This is a genomic window from Pseudomonas sp. NPDC086566 (genome assembly GCF_050280885.1).
In the GTDB taxonomy this organism is placed as follows: domain Bacteria; phylum Pseudomonadota; class Gammaproteobacteria; order Pseudomonadales; family Pseudomonadaceae; genus Aquipseudomonas; species Aquipseudomonas vlassakiae.
Map to the genome: position 1 here is coordinate 1 of NZ_JBNNWD010000013.1, position 17035 is coordinate 17035.

The following is a 17035-nucleotide window of genomic DNA, read 5'->3' on the forward strand; positions in this document are numbered from 1 at the left end:
GACTACGTGTCGATCCGCCAGCTGGATGCGGACGGCAAGGTCATCAAGGAACACCGCTTCATGGGCCTGTACACGTCGTCGGTGTACGGCGAGAGTGGGAAGATTCTCGGCAGCAGTACCGAGAGCTGGAACGCATAGGTTTCCAATGCGGCTGGAATCTGATCATCAAGGCTGTCCAGTAGCCAAGGCACCCAGCCGGCGAAACTCATGCAGCGCAGCCGATCCAGCTCGATACCGCTCCGCTGGGAGAGCATCGCCAGCAGCGCCAGTGGTGGCGCGGTGTCCAGGTCATCAACCTGGCCGTGACCAAGATCGTGCTCCAGCAGCTCGGACACTTCCATGTGATAGCAAAGGGCCACGCGGTTGAGCCACGAAGACAGGGCTTCGGCTTCCCTGGGTGCCGGATGCAGTGGCCAGCGTGGCGCTGGCTTCACATCAGTTCCCGCTCGAATTGCCGACGCCGCTCGCTTGGGCCGGTGTAATCGGCCATGCTGAGCGTGCGGTGGTTGATCGCTTCCTCGCCGCTCTCCACGGCGACGAGGGCCGCCGCCATCAGCAAGTGCGCCAGTTCGCCGATGGTGCCCTCGCTGCGTGTGAGCAGGTAGCGGGCCATGTCCAGCGTGGCAATCGACGAGGGTCGCCGCAATGGAAGCGAAGCGGCGAAGCTGGCCAGCAGTGAGCAGCAATCGTCGTTGGCCTCCCACACCGGCAGCATCATGGGCTCGAAGCGGTTTTCCAATTGGTCATCCGAGCGGATGGCCAGGTAGGCGTCGCGCGTGCCGACCCCGACCAATGGGATGCGCAGCTCATTGCCGAGGAAGCGCAGCAGGTTGAGAAATTCCCGCCGGTTGACGCTGTTGCCGGCCAAGACGTTGTGCAGCTCGTCGATCACCAGCATGCGCACGCCGACCTTGCGCAGCAGTGCCAGCGCCAGTTGCTCCATTTCCGGCAGCCGTGGGCGCGGGCGCAATGGTGCCCCCATCGCGGCAAGTAGCGCGACGTAGAAGCGGATCACCGACGGTTCGGACGGCATCTGCACGACCAGCACCGGCATGTGTTCCTGGTCCGCGTCGGAGCTGGCCGGATGCGTGCGCCGGAATTTCTCGATGATCATCGACTTGCCGTTGTTGGTCGGGCCAACCAGCAGCAGGTTGGGCATGCGTTGCTTGTTTGGCCACGCATACAGGGTTTCCAGCCGGTTCAGCGCCTCGACCGCGCGCGGGTAGCCGATCCAGCGGTCGGCGCGAAGGCGCTGGATGCGCTCGTCCGCCGGCAGCCGAGCCAGCCCCTGTGCCGCTGGCAGCAGGTGTGACAAGTCGATGATGGGATATTCGTCCACGGCTACCACTCCTCGATCTGGTCGAACGGTTTGGCCGGAGGCAGGTTGTCTGCCTGCGGATCAGCAACGTCCGTTTTCGGCGGAATCGGCTTGTCCGGCGGAGGCGATGCCTTGAGGTGCTGGCGTCGATCCGCGTCGCGCCGCGCCTTGCGCGTGGCCTTCTGTGCGGTGGTCACGATCTCGCGCATCTGCCCGATCATGCGGAACAGCGCCGACTCATCCACCTGTTCGCGTCCCTGCTGCCGCAATTTCGTCAGCGCCTGCCGTTGTTCCCAGAGGGTGACAGCCGGGTGCGACAAGGTACGGTAGGGGATTTCCAGGTAATGCTGCCCCTCCGGTTCCAGCACCCAGATACGGCTGATGTCACGCGGGTCGCGCCGGATCAGGAAAGCGGGCAAGCGGTCGCGTCGTGCGATCCACGGTTTGAGCGCATCGGCGTAGTAGTGAATGTGGTCGATGACAAAGCCGGTGCGAGTCAGAGTACGGCGAATGATGGGCAGGAAATCGACCAAAAAAGCCAAGGCGCGGGTGACGACAGCCGGTACACCGACACGCGCCACGGCTTCTGACCAGCGCGCCGCCGGCGGCTGAAGCAGGCCGTTGTGCACAGAGCCGTGATAGGTGCCCACCGCCAACGTGAGCCAGCGCTCCAGCTCACGCAATGTCAGGGCGGCCTTGTTTTCGGAATCGTAGTCCCCGCGCTGGTCAGGGTTGGAGAAGGTCGTCCCTGGCAATTCATCGTGGATCATCTGCATCGCCGTACCGATGATCCGTTCCACGATGCCGCCGTAGTGCGGCTGCCCTGGCGGACGATAGTCCAACCGGATGCCGTGCTGCTCGCAGCCACGGCGCAGCGCCTCGCTCTTGAACTCGGCCGCGTTGTCCAAGTAGAGCAGCCTGGGCTTGCCGCTCATCGGCCAATCCATTTCTATATTCAGACCCTCCAGCCAGGGACGCTTGTCGCAGGCGACATGCACAAGGCACAGGCCGACCGAAACAGATGACGGCGCTTCCAGCGTGACGACCATGCCGAGCACGCAGCGGGTAAACACGTCGATGGCGATGGTCAGATACGGACGGCCAATCGGTTGCCGGTCGCGCTCGTCCACCACGATCAGGTCGATGACCGTGTGATCAATCTGCACTTGTTCCAGTGGCGCGGTCACGGCGGGAGGCTCACCACCGACACCTTGCAGGCTGCGGGACGCATCCTGACCTTCCCGGCGGCGAGTGGCCTTGAGCGGGTCGAGGCCGGCGATCCGCAGGGCCAAAGTGTTGCGCGCCGGCACCCGTAGCTTTTGCGCTTTGCAAGCCTGCGCGACCTCGCGGTGGAACGCCGCCAGGCTACGCTTCTGCTTGGTCAGGAAGCGCTTTTGCAGCAACTCGCGGATGATGCGCTCAACTGATTCCGGCAAGCGTCCCTTGCCTTTTCCGCCGCCGGACTGGCCGGGAACCAGGTCCGTCACAAACCCAGCACCTTGCCGGGCACGCCGGATCAGGACATACACCTGCCGCCTGGATAGGCCCAGCGCTTGAGCAGCGGCATCGGCGGCTTCATGCCCAACCACTTCAAGCGCTGCCAGCGGCCCGATGATTTCGGTCCGGTGCCGGGCCTGTGCCCATGCCGCATCGGGCAGGGTGGCCACGCCCTGCTCGGCAATTGGTAATGTGTCTGACGCCATGCTCACACCTCGCTTTGGTGCACACGAGTATTGAGCATAGTCGAGATTGGTGCAGATGACTTCTGATATTGCGTGGTCAGGAGCCGACTGCACACCTGGCGTTACGCCCCGTCAATTGGTGCAGTCGTCTTCTGAAAATGACATTGATCAGCTTGCGCTGCTTGATATCGTACCTGGCCAGGCGGTTGAGCACACCGTAGATCTGGTTCGGGTCCTTCGGCGAACGCAAGCCGGTGAAGTAGAGCTCGGTCAGGTCGGCAAACTCCTCGGTGTGGGCCTTGCCGGTCCTGAGGTCGATGCTCAGATAGCCATACAGCGGCTGCGCCTCGTTCGGGTCCTGCTTGGCGTCCTTGAACCTGGCGATGGTGTAGAGCATCGAGAACTCGTGGCGCGGGCTCTGGTGCGGCCAGAAGTACAGCACGTCGGGGGCGCTGTAGCCTTTGCGGTTCCAGTTGCGCAGCGGCAAGGCCACCGTGTACTTGCCGGTGTTCACGTCCATCTTGTAGATGTCCGGCCCGGCGACGAACAGGCTGCCATCGTCCGCCGCACGCATCAGGTACACCTGGCGCGGCATCGGGAAAATGCGCACCGGCTTGGCCTCCAGGCCATCGGCGGTGCTGAACACTTCCAGCCGCGGTGGCTTGACCACGTAGTGATCGTTCAGGCGCTGGGTCGGGTTGACTGTGGCGTACACTTCCTTGCCGTCCGGGCTGATGGCGAACGAGTACATTGACCGGCCCACCTCACCCGGCACACTGGACAGGTTGGCGTGAAAGGTGTTCTGGCAGGTGTCCAGGTCGATGCCGTAGATGTCACCGTAGTGGTTATTGAGCACGTAGGCGGTGCGGTTGTCCGGCGCCATCATTGCGGTGCCGGGGCCGAACTTGTCGGGCATCACGCAGCTCTTGTACACCGTGTCAGTGGCCACATCGACCACGTGCAGGTTGTTCGGGTAATTGGTCACGATCATGTATTCGTGGCCAGCCTTCAGTGCCGGCCCGGTGTCGTCGGCCTGAGCCAGCCCGACAAAGGCCGTGGCGGCGATGGTGAGCGCGAGTGGCGTGCAGCGTCCAGCTTTCATGCGGTTTCCCCTTGTCATTCTTGTCGGGCCGGTCACTTGTCTTTAGGGAACACGGTGCCGAGGTTGCGCCAGTCTTCCTGGGAGTTGTTCGCCTGGGCGTTCCAGTCCTGGTAGGTGCTCATCATGTCCGGCACCTGGGCCGGCCACCAGCAAGGATCGGAGCACCCGTACAGGTCGGCCTCCATCGGCTGGCACAGCGAGCTCACGCCACCAAAAGCGTCCACTTCCCAGCCCGGGTCGGTGGTGGCGGTGCAACCGGCCACCGCGCTCATGGCCATGATCTCTTCGACGCGGTCTTCAGCGGCGGCCTGCTCGAGGATGCGCGCCTTGTTGTTCAGGGGCTTCAAGTGCTTCATGTCAGTGCGCCTTCCGCGGGGTGATGTAGCGGTCGATGAAGGCCGGGTTGGCGGCCATGATGCGGCTGTAGACTTCGATGCCGAAGTCGACCCAGTCGCGCATCAACTCGCAGTAGTGGTAGGTCGGGTGCTGCGGGTCGCCGTAACGGGCGTAGCTCTCGTGATAACAGCCGCCGGAACACAGGTTGCGTATGCGGCAGCTGTCGCAGCCGGTGTTGCTGCGGTCCAGGCGCTGCGACAGGAAGTCGTTGAGCTGCGCCTGCTTCACGCCCTGGTGCACGTTGCCAAAGGTCGGCAGGCCAGAGCCGGTGAAGCGGTGGCACAGGTTCAGTTCGCCCTCGTGGTCCACCGCCAGCATCTTCAGCCCGGCACCGCACGGCAGGGCCTTCTTGTGGCCTTCGTGGATGTCAGTGATAAGCTGGTGCAGGTTGGAGAAGCCGATGTTGCGGTGCTCCAGCGCCGCCTGCAGGTACTTGCGGCCCAGCGCCTTCATGTTGGCGAACACCTGTACCAGCTCGTCACCGGTGAGGTTGAAGTCGGCCATGTCGCCGGAGGTGACCGGGGCAAAGCCGACTTCGGCAAAGCCCATTTCGTTGAACAGGTGGTTCCAGATGGTCTCGACGTCGGTAATGCCACGGGTCAGGGTGACCCGCGCGCCCACCGGGCGGCTGGTGTAGCGCGACAGCAGCAGGTCGGCCTTGCGCCGCACCACGTCATAGGTGCCCTGCCCGCCCACGGTGATGCGGTTGCGGTCGTGCACGGTCTTCGGGCCGTCGATGCTGATCGACAGGCCGAAGCGGTGGGCGTCGAGCCAGTCGATGATCTCTTCGGTCAACAAGGTCGCATTGGTGGTCATGATGAACTCCACCTGCTTGCCGGCTGCGGCGAAGCGCTGCTCGCAGTAGGCGACCATGTGCTCGATCAGCGGCAGGTTGGACAGCGGCTCGCCACCAAAGAACACCACGCTGTAGCGTTGCTCGTTGGGCGACTCCTTGAGCAGCATCTCCACCGAGGCTTCGGCGGTGGCGGTGCTCATCTTCTTGCCCGCGGACGGTTTGGCCAGGTCTTCCTTGTAGCAATAGGTACAGCTGAGGTTACAGCCCGTGTTGACGTTGAGCACCACGGTGTTCAGCGCCGTGCGCTCGACCTGCCTGAGGGCGATTTCCGGGGTCAGCGGCGAGCCGTCGCTGACCAGCTCCAGCGCGATCAGCTCGCGAAGGGTGTCCTGGATATCGTCGCCGGCAAACTGCTGGCCAAGGCGCTGCATCAGCTCCTCGGCCGAGCAGCCTTGCTGGCGCAGGGTGTCGATGATGCCACCGGTCACCGCGTCGGCGGTGAACAGCGAACTGCTGGGGATATGGAACAGCATGCGGTCGGCATCGACCTGCACTTCGTGCAGGTTGCGTTCGACCAGGTTCAGTAGCGCGCCCATGGCGACCTCCCGATAATCGATCCGTTGGCAAAACCGTTGTGCCCTGCCCTCAAGGCAGCGGCGGGTTGTTCCAACGCTGAACGGTGACGATCATGTGGCCTTCACCCCGCTGGCCACCGTCTGCCAAGGTGGCGATGACCTTCAGGTTGCCGGCGTTGTTGGTCATCATCTTGCGCGCCGGGTTCGGCCCGGCACCGCCGGGCACGAACACGCCGTCGGCCTGCATCTGCCCAGCGAACTTGACGTCTTCGTCCTCGACCGCACGCTCGTTGAATGGCTCGACCTTCCAGTTGGCCGGCAGGTAGCCGATCCGCAGCGGCTGGCCGCTGGCGTCCTTGCCCCAGGCTTCGGCTTCGAAACGCCCCTGGACCTTGGGCACCGAAGCGCCGTTCTCGCCGATACGGGCGATGGAGAATGCCGGCACCACCTTCACTTCCTCGACTTTGTCGTAGACCGCCAGGTTGACGCCCTTGAGTTCGCCCACCGCCACGTCGCGCTGGCCAGGCTTGGCATCCGCCGCAGCGCGGGCCTTCAGCCGCACCAGGTTCGGGGTCTGTTCCAGCACCTCGGTCACCTCCACGCCAGCCCCCAGGTCAGGCTTGCCGGCCAGGCCGGTGCCGACCAGGGTGATATCGCCCTCGCCGCCGGCCTTGATGAATGCAGGCTGGACCGCCAACAACCGCGCCTTACCCTCTTTGGCGGCGATGAAGTCCAGGCCACGCTCGTCGTGCTCGGCCTCGAACATGCGGCCTTTCATTTCGCCGTCCAGCGCAGCGAACACCTGGCGCAGGTTGCTGTCGCCGATCTTGACGTTGCCGCGCCACTCGTAGCCGTTGTAGAGGATCGCCGTGCCACTGCCGTTGAACGGTGTGCCATCGGTGTAACTGCCTTTGACCTCGACCTTGAAGGTATCGCCCTGGTCGGCAACCACGGTCATCACCCCATGCACATCGCCCTTGGCCGGCATGTGGCCGCTGAACGCCCACTGCCCCGCCAGCGCGCCAGCGGTCGGCCTGGCCTTCTGCCATTCGGCCCAGGCCGGGCTCTGAAGCGGGAAGCGCTTGGCCAGGTCCGGTACCACCTGTTTGAGGGCGATCTCCAGCCAGTCGCGGTCACGCGCCTGGGCCTGGTATTCGAGGGACGGCCATTGGCCAAGGTGAAAGTTGACCAGGTGCTCCCATTCCTGCGCCGGGCGCCGCTGCAGGGCGACACGGGCACCGGAGTGGCAGCGGCCGCAGGTTTCGCTGAGCCGAGTATCGAAGTGCTCGACGGTGTTCAGTCGGCGCTCCATGGCGTAACGCACGCCATCGGTCTCGCTCGGCGCCAGGCCCTGCTTGTCGGCCAGGTACTTGACCAAGGTGCGGCGATCGTCGTCGCTGATCTGCACGCCATGCATGACCTGCATCCGGGCGATGCTCATCAGCCAGCCTTCCGGCGTCTTGCGCTGATGGCTGATGCGGCTGTAGGTATCGTTGCCCTCGGGGATGTGGCACCCCATGCACGTGTTCTGCAACAGGCTCGGGCCCTGCTCGGCCGCCACCACGGCCTGGGTGCCCAGCAGTGCGGCGGCGACCAGCGCCAGTTTGCCCGCATGCCGCCGGAGTCGAGTCGTCTTCAAGGTCAGACCTCCACGGTTGTTGTTCTTATGGTTTTCACACGCTTTGGTACAGCAGGTGTGCTTGTGACGGTGGTGATACAGAAACTGTGCCAAGTGCTGCAAAGGCGTTGTATTTCAGGTCTTTAACAGTTTCCGCCGGGGGTATTGGACGGTTGCCTGGGTGGTTGGAGCGTGCCATTTCGCGACAGGGTGTTTCATCCTGAGACAGAGCCTGCGCAGCCACTGTTTCACCACCGTCTCACAGCGTCTCAATGTGCAACAGCGCACGCCTGCAAAGCTGACCTTGCATAGAAGCAAAACCCAGACGGTTCAACACTTTGCGCCCATTGCACCGGTTTGGCACGCGCCTTGCGCCAGTGCCTGCCACATCCAATGACAAGAGGCACAGCCCCATGCTTTGTGAACTGCCCATCCTGCCCGCCACCCGCGCCTTCCTCGAACGCAAGCTGAAGATGCGCATCGGTGCCGACTGGCAGGACGCCGCCAGTGGTCGCACCCTGGCGTTCCGCAACCCGGCCACCGGTGAAATCCTCGGTGAAGTGCCCGCCGCCGAGCAGGAAGACGTCGACCGTGCCGTACACGCCGCGCGCCAGGCCTTCGACGACTCGGCGTGGAGCCGTGTGCGTCCACGCGAGCGGCAGAACCTGCTGTGGCGTCTGGCCGACCTGATGGAGCGCGACGCGCAACAACTGGCCGAGCTGGAATGCCTGAACAACGGCAAGAGCGCCGCCGTGGCCAAGGTCATGGACGTGCAGCTGGCCATCGACTTCCTGCGCTACATGGCCGGCTGGGCCACCAAGATCGAGGGGAGCACCGTCGAAGCATCCATGCCGTTGATGCCCAACGACCAGTTCCATGGCTTTGTGCGCCGCGAGGCCGTGGGCGTGGTCGGTGCCATCGTCGCCTGGAACTTCCCGCTGCTGCTGGCCTGCTGGAAACTCGGCCCGGCCCTGGCCACCGGCTGCACCGTGGTGCTCAAACCAGCCGACGAAACCCCGCTGACCGCGCTCAAGCTGGCGGAACTGGTGGACGAGGCAGGCTACCCGGCCGGGGTGTTCAACGTGATCACCGGCACCGGCCTCAACGCGGGCGCCGCACTTAGCCGCCACCCAGGCGTGGACAAGCTGACCTTCACTGGCTCCACCGAAGTGGGCAAGCTGATCGGCAAGGCCGCCATGGACAACATGACCCGCGTCACCCTGGAGCTAGGCGGCAAGTCGCCGACCATCGTCATGCCAGACGCCAACCTGCAAGAGGCCGCTGCCGGCGCCGCCACGGCGATCTTCTTCAACCAGGGCCAGGTGTGCTGCGCCGGTTCGCGCCTGTACGTGCACCGCAAGCACTTCGACAATGTGGTCGCCGACATCGCCGGCATCGCCAACGGCATGAAGCTCGGCAGCGGCCTGGACCCGGCGGTGCAAATGGGCCCGCTGATCTCGGCCAAGCAGCAGGACCGGGTGACCGGCTACATCGAGCTGGGCCGCGAACTGGGCGCGACCATCGCCTGTGGCGGTGAAGGCTTCGGCCCGGGCTACTTCGTCAAGCCGACAGTGATTGTCGACGTCGACCAGCGCCATCGCCTGGTGCAGGAAGAGATCTTCGGGCCGGTGCTGGTGGCGATGCCCTTCGATGACATCGATGAAGTGATCGGCATGGCCAACGACAACCCTTACGGCCTGGGCGCGAGCATCTGGTCGAACGACCTGGCGGCGGTGCACCGGATGATCCCGCGGATCAAGTCGGGGTCGGTGTGGGTCAACTGCCACAGCGCGCTGGATCCGGCGCTGCCGTTTGGTGGCTACAAGATGTCCGGGGTTGGCCGTGAGATGGGCGCAGCGGCCATCGAGCACTACACCGAGCTCAAGTCGGTGCTGATCAGGCTCTGATTCTTACCTGTACCGGCCCATTCGCGGGACAAGCCCGCTCCCACAGGACCACACCACATTCAGGTCTTGTGGGCAACCTGTGGGAGCGGGCTTGCCCCGCGAATGGGCCGCCATGCGGCCCCGGGATCTCAGCTATAGCCCTGATCAGCCAGCCACCGCCGAAGCATCATCTGCTGCGCAGCAGGCTGTTTCTTCAGCACGCCCTCAAGCGGCAAACCCGCCTGCAACCTTGACACCACCGGCGCCAGCTCCACCCCCTGCAAATGCCAAATACCCAAAGGCTGATCCGCCGTCACCACCACCTCAGCCTCGTCCACCAGCCCATCACGCAATACCGGCCGCCGGGCGACCCGCACTGCCGCCCAATCCGCCGCCAGATGCATCGGCTGTGCATCCGGCCAGCCTCGCCGCCGTGCCCAGAACGGCTGCCCAGCGCGCTCAAGCTCCTGCTCATGGAAATCCCGGCCGATACGGGCAAAGCGCATGAACAGTTGCTCGATCCGTTGCTGATGAAACTGCTTCGCCAGTGCGGCGCGCTCAGGTCGGCGCAGCAAGGTGTTGATCACCACGGGCGCTTGCAGCGCCGACGACAGCGACTGGAAAATCCCGTTCCCGGACAAGGGGTCGACCGCCATCGCTGCATCGCCCACCCGCAGCCAGTCTTCGCCCACGCAGTCACCCGCGAGGATCGCCGTGCTGCTGCGGGCGTGCACCTGCGCAGGCGCCAGCGCTCGCGCATCGAACAGTTCAGCCACCAGGGCCGAAGCCCTTCGTCGCGCCGCGCAGTGCTCAGGCAACGCTGCCTTGCCCGGCAGCCGTTCGGCGTCCAGGGTCACCTGCCAGTAGCATCGCCCGTCGGCCAGCCGGGCCATCCAGGCCCAGCCATCGTCCAGGCTTTCCACCGCCGACGCAGGCGCGCCAGGGTCCGACTGCCAGAGGTTGAGCAGGCTGACCGTTTCCGGGCCACGCAAGCGGTCGGCCGCCAATGGCGCCTGACGACCACGCGCCTCGACCAGGAAGTCACCCTGAAGCCGCTGCCCGTCATCCAGCCGAACCTGATAACCCGCTGCGTGCGCAACCTCCCGCACACGCCCTTCCAGCAACGTCACCCCGGCGCGCAGCAAGTCATCACGCAATGCACGATCGAAGCGTTGACGATCGAGCAGAAACTCCTGATTGAGCTGCAGATGCTGGCCATTCCAGCGCACCTGGCGTGTGGCCGGTACCGCGGCCTCGGCCAAGGCGCGGCCCAGGCCTGCATGGCGCAGCCCTTCCAGCACCCGTTGCGAAACCCCTTCCACGGCAGCGAAACGCCGCCAGTCGGAGACCACCGATACCGGATAGCCCAGCCGGCGCAAACCCAGCGCCGTGGCGGCGCCGGCCGGCCCGGCGCCCAGCACCAGAATGTGTGGCTCAGGCATCTGCTGCACCTCGCCGCTCCGGGCCGCTGAAGGCAGCATGGGCCTTCAGCCAGGCACAGACTTGCTGATGGCCCAGCCCGGGCTGTTGTTGCAACAGTGCTGCAATGCGCCCGCTCAGCGCCGCACAGCCAAGGCTGGCACCGGCCTGCCCGCGCTCGCCCACATGGCCACCGAAGTCGGCCTGGGCACTGCCGAGCCACGACCACTGCCCCGGCGCGCAACGGGCATCGCCAGTGATGCGGATAACCCCCGGGTACGCCGCCGGGTACACCGCACTGCCCTGTGCCGGGCTGGAGGCGCACAGCAGCACGCCGGCCTGCTGCACTTCAGCACAGGCCTGGCGCAACACCGCACGGTCCTGCGGCAAGCCAAGGCTGAGATTGATCAAGGTCACGCCCTGCTCCGCCAGCCAGAACAACCCGGCGGCAACCTGCAAGGCGCTAGTGCTGCCCTGCTCGGTAAATACCTGGGCCAGCACCAGCGGCAGCTCGCCGGCCTCGGCTTGCAGGCTGGCCAGCACGGCGCTGCCATGGCCGAGCCGGTCTGGGTGCAACTCGCCCTCGCAGAGCACGCCCTCGTCCAGCCAGAAACGCCGGGCAGCGACCAGTGCCTGCGTTGGCGCACAACCGCTGTCGATCACGCCAACCTTGAACTCAACGGCCATGCCTGATCGTCTCCCGGGGCAATACGTGCAGCTGCCCACCTTGCAGATGCAGGTGCAGGTCGGCATCGGCCAGGGTCGATGCGCGGTGGCTGATCAAGATACGCGTGCGCCCGGCGAACAGTTCGTCGATCGCGGCAATCACTTCGCGCTCGGTGGCTTCGTCCACCGCCGAGGTGGCCTCGTCGAGCACCAGGATCGATGGCGCCTGCAGCACCGCCCGGGCGATGGCGATACGCTGCTTCTGTCCACCGGAAAGCTGCTGGCCACGCTCGCCGAGCAGCCCGTCCAGGCCCAGCGGCAGGCTCTCGACCAGGCTATCGAGGTGGGCCAGTTGCACCACCCGTTCCAGCTCCTCGCGGCTGGCCTGCGGCGCGCCATAGGCAAGGTTCTGCGCCAAGGTGCCACGGAACAGCACGATATCCTGGCTGACCACGGCGATGCGCTGGCGCACGGCAGCCAGGCCAAGCTCGCGCAGGTCGGCGCCATCGAGCAGGATGCGCCCGGCGTCCGGGTCGTAGAAGCGTTGCAGCAGGTCGATCAGGGTCGACTTGCCCACGCCGGAGGCGCCACTGATGGCGACCTTCAGGCCACCGGCAATACAGGCATTGACCTGCGCCAGCACCGCGCCCTGGCGCCCGTCATGGGCAAAACTCACGCCTTCCAGGCGCAGTTCGCCCGGCCCTTGCGGCATCGGCCTGGGCGAGTCGGCCTCGCGCACGGCCAGCGCTTCCTGTTTCAGCTCCATTACCCGCCCCAGACTCACCGCCATGCGCTGTACCGCCACGTACAGGCCCAACAGGCTCTGCACCGGGCCGACCGCCATGCCCATGTAAGTGGAAAAGGCGATCAATGCACCCAGCTGCCAGGTGCCTTCGATCACCCACCAGCCACCGACCAGGAATGCACAGGCGCGGCACCACGAGGTCAGGGTGCCCGGGACTGCCTGGGTGAAAAACTCGGTGACCTGGACCTTCAGCAGCTGGCGCATGTAGCCCTGCCCCAGCTGGTCCAGGCGCCCGGCCTCGCGGTTCTGCTGGCCAGAGGCCTGGATGAACTTCATCGCCGGCAGGGTCTCGACCAGGAACGACGACACATCCGCGGAACGCTCACGCAGGCTGCGCACCTCGCGCTCGACCTTGCGCCGCATCCAGCGCAGCCACAGCACTTCGATCGGGATCAGCAGTGCCAGCAGCAGCGACAGTTGCCAGGACAGCATCAGCATCAGCGCTACCGCGCCGACCAGGCCGATCACTGCCGACACCGCCGAGAACAGCGAATCCACGGCGAAACGCTGGATCTCGGCCACGTCGCCGTCGAGCCGCGAGAGGATGTCGCCGGTGCGCCGACGCCCGTAGAAGGTCGGCGACAGCTGCTGCAAATGGCGGTACAGGTCATCGCGCAGGGCAAACAGAATGCGCCCCGACAGGCGCGTGTGCAGGTAGCGGTTGACGCCCGCCAGCACCGTGCCCAGCAGGCCGGCACCCATCATGATCGCCGCCATGTGCCAGAGGGTCTGGTAATCCTTGGCCAGCAGGCCTTCGTCGATCAGCGTCTTGACCAGCCACGGTTGCACAAGCGCCAGCAGCGAAGCACCGAAGGACAAGCCCAGCAACACGCCGATGGCCCGTTGCTGGGGGCGGACGAAACCATACAGCCAGGCCAGGGCCTGGCGCATGAGTAGCGGGTTGCCGGATTCAACCAGCCTGGCTAACAGGTTGCCCATGTCAGCCGCGCAACTGCTTGAGCTTGCGGTACAGCGTCGCCCGGCTGATGCCCAGCGCTTCGGCGGCGGCCGAGACATTGCCATGGTGGCGCGCCAGGGCGCCACGGATCAACTCCAGTTCATTGTCCTTGAGGCTACCCGAGGGCGCCGCGCCGCTGGCCAGTTCTTCCAGCAGGCAATCGGTCAGGTGGTCGAGGGTCAGCACCTGCTCGCCATCCTCGCGCATGGCCAGGGCGGTGCGCACGACCATTTCCAGCTGGCGGATGTTGCCCGGCCAGTCGAAACCTTCGAGCAGTGCGGCCAGGGCCGGGTCGAGGCTTACGCCTTTGGCGCCGGACTTGTCCAGCAAGCCCTCGATGATGTTCGCCAGGTCATCGCGCTCGCGCAGCGCCGGCAGGCGCAGGGACACGCCGTTGACCCGGTAGTACAGGTCTTCACGAAAGTGCTGTTCCTGCACCAGTCGCTTGAGGTCGCGGTGAGTGGCGCAGATCAACGCCACGTCGATGTCCTGTTCATCGCCCGCCCCCAGCGGTGCTACCCGGCGTTCCTGCAGCACGCGCAACAGCCGGGCCTGCAGGGCCAGCGGCATGTCACCGATCTCATCGAGGAACAGCGTGCCGCCATGGGCCTGCATCAGCCGCCCGACCATGCCGCCGCGGCGTGAGCCGGTGAAGGCGCCCTCGCGGTAACCAAACAGCTCGGACTCGATCAGCCCCTCGGGAATCGCCGCGCAGTTGACCGCCACGAACGGTTTGTCGGCACGCGGGCTGGCCTGGTGCAGGGCACGCGCCACCACTTCCTTGCCGGTACCGGTCTCACCCAGCAGTAACACCGGCAGGCCATTGCCCAGGCCCTGGCGGGCCATGCGCAGGTGGCGTGCCAACCGCGCGTCAGCGCCGGCCAAAGCCTCCAGCGCAGGGGTTTTGCTCGCCACCGTCGGCTTGGCATGCGCCGCGCTGCCATTGAGCGCGGTGTGCCGTGGCAGCTGCAGCGCACGGAAAGCGAATTCACCTTTGGCCGTCTGCACGTTGCTCACGCCACCCTGCCACAGGCGGGCGATGAAAGCCGGCGAGCGCTCGCCCAACAGGTCGCTGCAACGGCGCCCGATCAGGCTCTGGCGCGGCACCTGGAGCAATTGACAGGCGCTGTCGTTGGCGGCCAGCACTTCGCCGTCCAGGCTTAGCGCCAGCAGGCCGTGCCAGGCGCTGTTCAGGTATTGCGGGCGGCTGTGGAAGGCCAGCACCAGTTGCTCGGGATGGCACAGGCCGAACATCCTGCTTTCGATATTGCCAGCCGCCAGCATCAGCGTGCTCAGGCTGTCCTGCGGCTGGGCCATGACCCCTTCACGGGTGATGTCGAGCACACCGATCACTTCGCCGCGCGGGTCGCGCAGCGGCACCGACGTGCAGGAGAACGGGCTGAGCCTGTCCAAGTAGTGTTCGCCGCAGTTGATCAGCGTCGGCCGGCCTTCGACCACGGCGGTGCCGATGGCGTTGGTGCCGCGCAGCGATTCGCTCCAGCAGCTGCCGGGGTGCAGGTCGCGCAGGCCTTCGCGTTGCAGTACCTGCTTCTGCCCCTCGATGGCCAGCACGTTGGCCTGGGCATCGCCGAGGATGACGATGCCCGCCTTGCCCTGGCGTGATACCAGGTAGTCCAGTTCAGGGATGACGGCGTCCATCAGCAGCCGGTTGCGTTCCAGCAGCATGCGCAGGTCCTGGCCCTGTTGCAGGCCCACGCCGACTTGCTCGCCTTGCAGGCAATCCAGGCCATGGCCAAGGCTGCGGCGCCAAGAGGCGTCGATTTCTTCGCGCAGCATGCCCAGCGGCAGCTCGCCTTCGCTGGCCAGACGCATGCGGGCCTGGCGGGATTCGTGCAGCGGGTCCTGGGCGTTTGTTATGGGAAATTGTCGCGCCATTTTTTGCTCCAGCTGTGGCCCTTGGGGTCGGGGCTACGGGCTTGGTATTTTTTCCGCAGTGTGCGGGAGAATCTGGTGGGCGTCGAGGTGCTTGGCTTGGGAGGTGTATCGCCCGTGAGATCGAGCGCCGCCCGCGCGGCGCATCGCGAGCTTTGCTCGCTCCTACGTCTGTTTCGGGCCAATCATTCCTGTGGGATCTGCGCGCGGACGCCTTGGCGCATGACTCGATATCGCGTCGTACAAACAAGGCGGTCGCGCGCGCCTGCCACAGGCGTTACTGGCCAAAAACAAACGTAGGAGCGAGCAAAGCTCGCGATGCGCCGCGCGGGCGGCGCTCGATCTCACAGGCGACACACCTCTAAAGGCATACACCTCCAGCCCCACCCCTAACCCCAATACTGGGGATCACCGCCCACCAAAAAACCTGCCCACCCCATCAGACATCACCTGCGCAGCCCAAGCCCCACAAGCCCTGCAGCCCGATGTGAAAAAATTGGCACGGCTGTTGCGCTGGTCCTCCCAGACGCCCCAAGTCCATGGGCCCGTTAGCAGGAGGAACCGACTCATGCTCCGACCGATACCCAACACGCTGGCAGTGGCGATCGTCGCCGGCCTGTTCCAGCTCCCGGCGCAGGCAGCGCTGTACGCAGTCGACACTGGGCCCTATACGCCTGAAAACGGCCACTATGCCGCCTGGTACCAGGACAGCCATGGCCGAACCCTCGACCTGTGCCTGTCCAAGGCGGTGAGTTCACGCGTCGCCGGCGCCCCAGGCGCACCAGCGTACATGTGCACCCTGTTGCCTGCCCCGGGAATCTTCGACGACACCAAGCCGTTGGTCTTTCCAACCAACTGGCCGGATGAATCGTTTTGGTTCACCGCCGATGCCGCCATCACCGATGCCGCCCGGGGCGTCAACCTGACCTACGTCAGCGCGCTCGAAGCCGCATTCGGCGGTGGCGACCCGGCAGAAAACGACCAGATCAGTTTCGCCCGCGTGCGGATCCGGGTCGACGTTCCCGTGGCCGGCACCTACGTGGTCACCCACCCCTACGGCGTCGAAGTGTTCGATGTACCGGCCGCCGGGCGCCGGGCGATCAACATGACCCGCGACATCGGCATCGGCTCCGCCGGCACCTTTACCGGCGCACTGAAGGGCGATGTCGGGCCGTTCCTGCGCAGTGTCAACGGCCCCTACACCGAAGGCAGCGAGAAATTCATCGGCGACCCCAACCTCAACGAGCGCGTCACCGGCAGCCCGTTCAACACCAACTTCGTCCGCATCGAAGGCCCCAACGGCATCGACCTGCGCACGGACCTGTTCGCCATTTCTGGCAAGCTCTCCGAAGTGGTCCGGCCAACCCCGTTGATCCCGTTGCGCAGCACCTACTCACGGCACACCGAGAACGGTGACCTGCGCGCCCAGCAGGATATGTTCGTGCTGGCACCGCCACCGCCTGGCACCGCCACCCTGACCAGCCAGACCCCCAATCTGCCGTTGACCGAAGCCAATGGCACCGGCACCTGGTATGCCCAGTCGGCGCTCAACCCGGCACTGCCCACCAGCCTGCTGATCAGCGCTGACAACAGCGTGGCCATCCCCACCAGCAGCGTGACCAACGCCAGCCTGCCGCTGACCGACCTGGTCACCATCACCAAAGCCGAATACAGCCTGGCCAACGCCACCCTGACCTTGATCGCCACCAGCAGTGACGAAACCAACCCGCCGGCAATGACTGCCCACACCGGCAACGGCACCTTCATCGGCAACTTCACCGGCGACGGCGCGCAGAAAAGCCTGAGCGCCAACTTGTCACCCGTCCCGCCAGCCAAGGTGCAGGTCACCAGTGCCAATGGCGGCAGCGACATCGAAGACGTGGTGCTGGTGCCATGAACAGACAAAGGCTCCGCCTTCAAG

Annotated in this window: 11 protein-coding genes and 3 pseudogenes; 3 read left to right on the top strand and 11 right to left on the bottom strand. The window is 65.4% G+C overall.

Features of this window, described 5'->3' with window-relative positions; translation table 11 throughout:
• Window positions 1-96, top strand: a pseudogene (locus ACQKPS_RS24670) (hypothetical protein); the annotation flags it as partial.
• Between the two features lie 83 nt (window positions 97-179).
• Here ACQKPS_RS24670 and ACQKPS_RS24675 read toward each other — a convergent pair.
• The 7 genes and pseudogenes from ACQKPS_RS24675 to peaA all read right to left on the bottom strand — a co-directional run.
• Window positions 180-434 (bottom strand): annotated as a pseudogene (locus tag ACQKPS_RS24675) (TniQ family protein); the annotation flags it as partial.
• Window positions 431-1339 carry a TniB family NTP-binding protein gene (locus ACQKPS_RS24680; protein WP_003830789.1) on the bottom strand — a complete coding sequence of 303 codons (909 nt, stop codon included), beginning with the start codon at window positions 1337-1339 and terminating at the stop codon, window positions 431-433. The pseudogene ACQKPS_RS24675 and the gene ACQKPS_RS24680, both read right to left, overlap by 4 nt.
• Window positions 1340-1341: 2 nt before the next feature.
• A complete protein-coding gene (locus tag ACQKPS_RS24685) occupies window positions 1342-3021 on the bottom strand; it encodes a Mu transposase C-terminal domain-containing protein (RefSeq protein WP_003830788.1) in 1680 nt (559 codons plus the stop codon).
• Between the two features lie 145 nt (window positions 3022-3166).
• Window positions 3167-4102: pseudogene (peaD, locus tag ACQKPS_RS24690) on the bottom strand (quinohemoprotein amine dehydrogenase subunit beta); the annotation flags it as partial.
• Window positions 4103-4134: 32 nt separating this feature from the next.
• Window positions 4135-4458 carry a quinohemoprotein amine dehydrogenase subunit gamma gene (qhpC, locus tag ACQKPS_RS24695; RefSeq protein WP_427605795.1) on the bottom strand — a complete coding sequence of 108 codons (324 nt, stop codon included), beginning with the start codon at window positions 4456-4458 and terminating at the stop codon, window positions 4135-4137.
• 1 nt (window position 4459) lies between these two features.
• Complete coding sequence (peaB, locus tag ACQKPS_RS24700; protein ID WP_254485289.1) at window positions 4460-5890, bottom strand: quinohemoprotein amine dehydrogenase maturation protein; 1431 nt, start codon at window positions 5888-5890, stop codon at window positions 4460-4462.
• Window positions 5891-5939: 49 nt separating this feature from the next.
• Entirely contained in the window at window positions 5940-7508 is a 1569-nt protein-coding gene (peaA, locus tag ACQKPS_RS24705; protein ID WP_427605797.1) for a quinohemoprotein amine dehydrogenase subunit alpha, read from the bottom strand.
• 392 nt (window positions 7509-7900) lie between these two features.
• Between peaA and ACQKPS_RS24710 the strand changes: the two genes are divergently transcribed.
• Window positions 7901-9394 carry an aldehyde dehydrogenase family protein gene (locus ACQKPS_RS24710; protein WP_313202534.1) on the top strand — a complete coding sequence of 498 codons (1494 nt, stop codon included), beginning with the start codon at window positions 7901-7903 and terminating at the stop codon, window positions 9392-9394.
• A 128-nt stretch (window positions 9395-9522) separates the two neighbouring features.
• Here ACQKPS_RS24710 and qhpG read toward each other — a convergent pair whose 3' ends face one another.
• Genes qhpG through ACQKPS_RS24730 form a run of 4 tightly spaced genes read right to left on the bottom strand, consistent with a single transcriptional unit; the run spans window position 9523 to window position 15117 of the window.
• Window positions 9523-10815 (bottom strand): flavin-dependent monooxygenase QhpG, encoded by a 1293-nt coding sequence (gene qhpG / locus ACQKPS_RS24715; protein ID WP_427605799.1) that lies wholly within the window; start codon window positions 10813-10815, stop codon window positions 9523-9525.
• A complete protein-coding gene (gene qhpE / locus ACQKPS_RS24720) occupies window positions 10808-11479 on the bottom strand; it encodes a subtilisin-like serine protease QhpE (protein ID WP_427605801.1) in 672 nt (223 codons plus the stop codon). The genes qhpG and qhpE overlap by 8 nt, the downstream gene beginning before the upstream one ends.
• The gene (locus tag ACQKPS_RS24725; protein WP_427605803.1) at window positions 11469-13202 is read right to left on the bottom strand and encodes an ABC transporter ATP-binding protein; all 1734 of its coding nucleotides are present in this window, start codon (window positions 13200-13202) and stop codon (window positions 11469-11471) included. The genes qhpE and ACQKPS_RS24725 overlap by 11 nt, the downstream gene beginning before the upstream one ends.
• Before the next feature lies 1 nt (window position 13203).
• Complete coding sequence (locus ACQKPS_RS24730) at window positions 13204-15117, bottom strand: sigma-54-dependent Fis family transcriptional regulator (RefSeq protein WP_427605805.1); 1914 nt, start codon at window positions 15115-15117, stop codon at window positions 13204-13206.
• A 565-nt stretch (window positions 15118-15682) separates the two neighbouring features.
• On the opposite strand from ACQKPS_RS24730, the gene ACQKPS_RS24735 reads away from it, so the two are divergent.
• Window positions 15683-17011, top strand: coding sequence for a hypothetical protein (locus ACQKPS_RS24735; RefSeq protein WP_427605807.1), 1329 nt, complete (start codon window positions 15683-15685; stop codon window positions 17009-17011).
• The last annotated feature ends 24 nt before the right edge of the window (window positions 17012-17035 follow it).

Bases quoted from the DNA above. Each gene is read 5' to 3' on its own strand.
- ACQKPS_RS24725 (WP_427605803.1), bottom strand. From the start codon at position 13,202: ATGGGCAACCTGTTAGCCAGGCTGGTTGAATCCGGCAACCCGCTACTC.
- ACQKPS_RS24730 (WP_427605805.1), bottom strand. From the start codon at position 15,117: ATGGCGCGACAATTTCCCATAACAAACGCCCAGGACCCGCTGCACGAA.
- qhpG (WP_427605799.1), bottom strand. From the start codon at position 10,815: ATGCCTGAGCCACACATTCTGGTGCTGGGCGCCGGGCCGGCCGGCGCC.
- ACQKPS_RS24710 (WP_313202534.1), top strand. From the start codon at position 7,901: ATGCTTTGTGAACTGCCCATCCTGCCCGCCACCCGCGCCTTCCTCGAA.
- qhpE (WP_427605801.1), bottom strand. From the start codon at position 11,479: ATGGCCGTTGAGTTCAAGGTTGGCGTGATCGACAGCGGTTGTGCGCCA.
- ACQKPS_RS24685 (WP_003830788.1), bottom strand. From the start codon at position 3,021: ATGGCGTCAGACACATTACCAATTGCCGAGCAGGGCGTGGCCACCCTG.
- peaB (WP_254485289.1), bottom strand. From the start codon at position 5,890: ATGGGCGCGCTACTGAACCTGGTCGAACGCAACCTGCACGAAGTGCAG.
- qhpC (WP_427605795.1), bottom strand. From the start codon at position 4,458: ATGAAGCACTTGAAGCCCCTGAACAACAAGGCGCGCATCCTCGAGCAG.
- ACQKPS_RS24735 (WP_427605807.1), top strand. From the start codon at position 15,683: ATGCTCCGACCGATACCCAACACGCTGGCAGTGGCGATCGTCGCCGGC.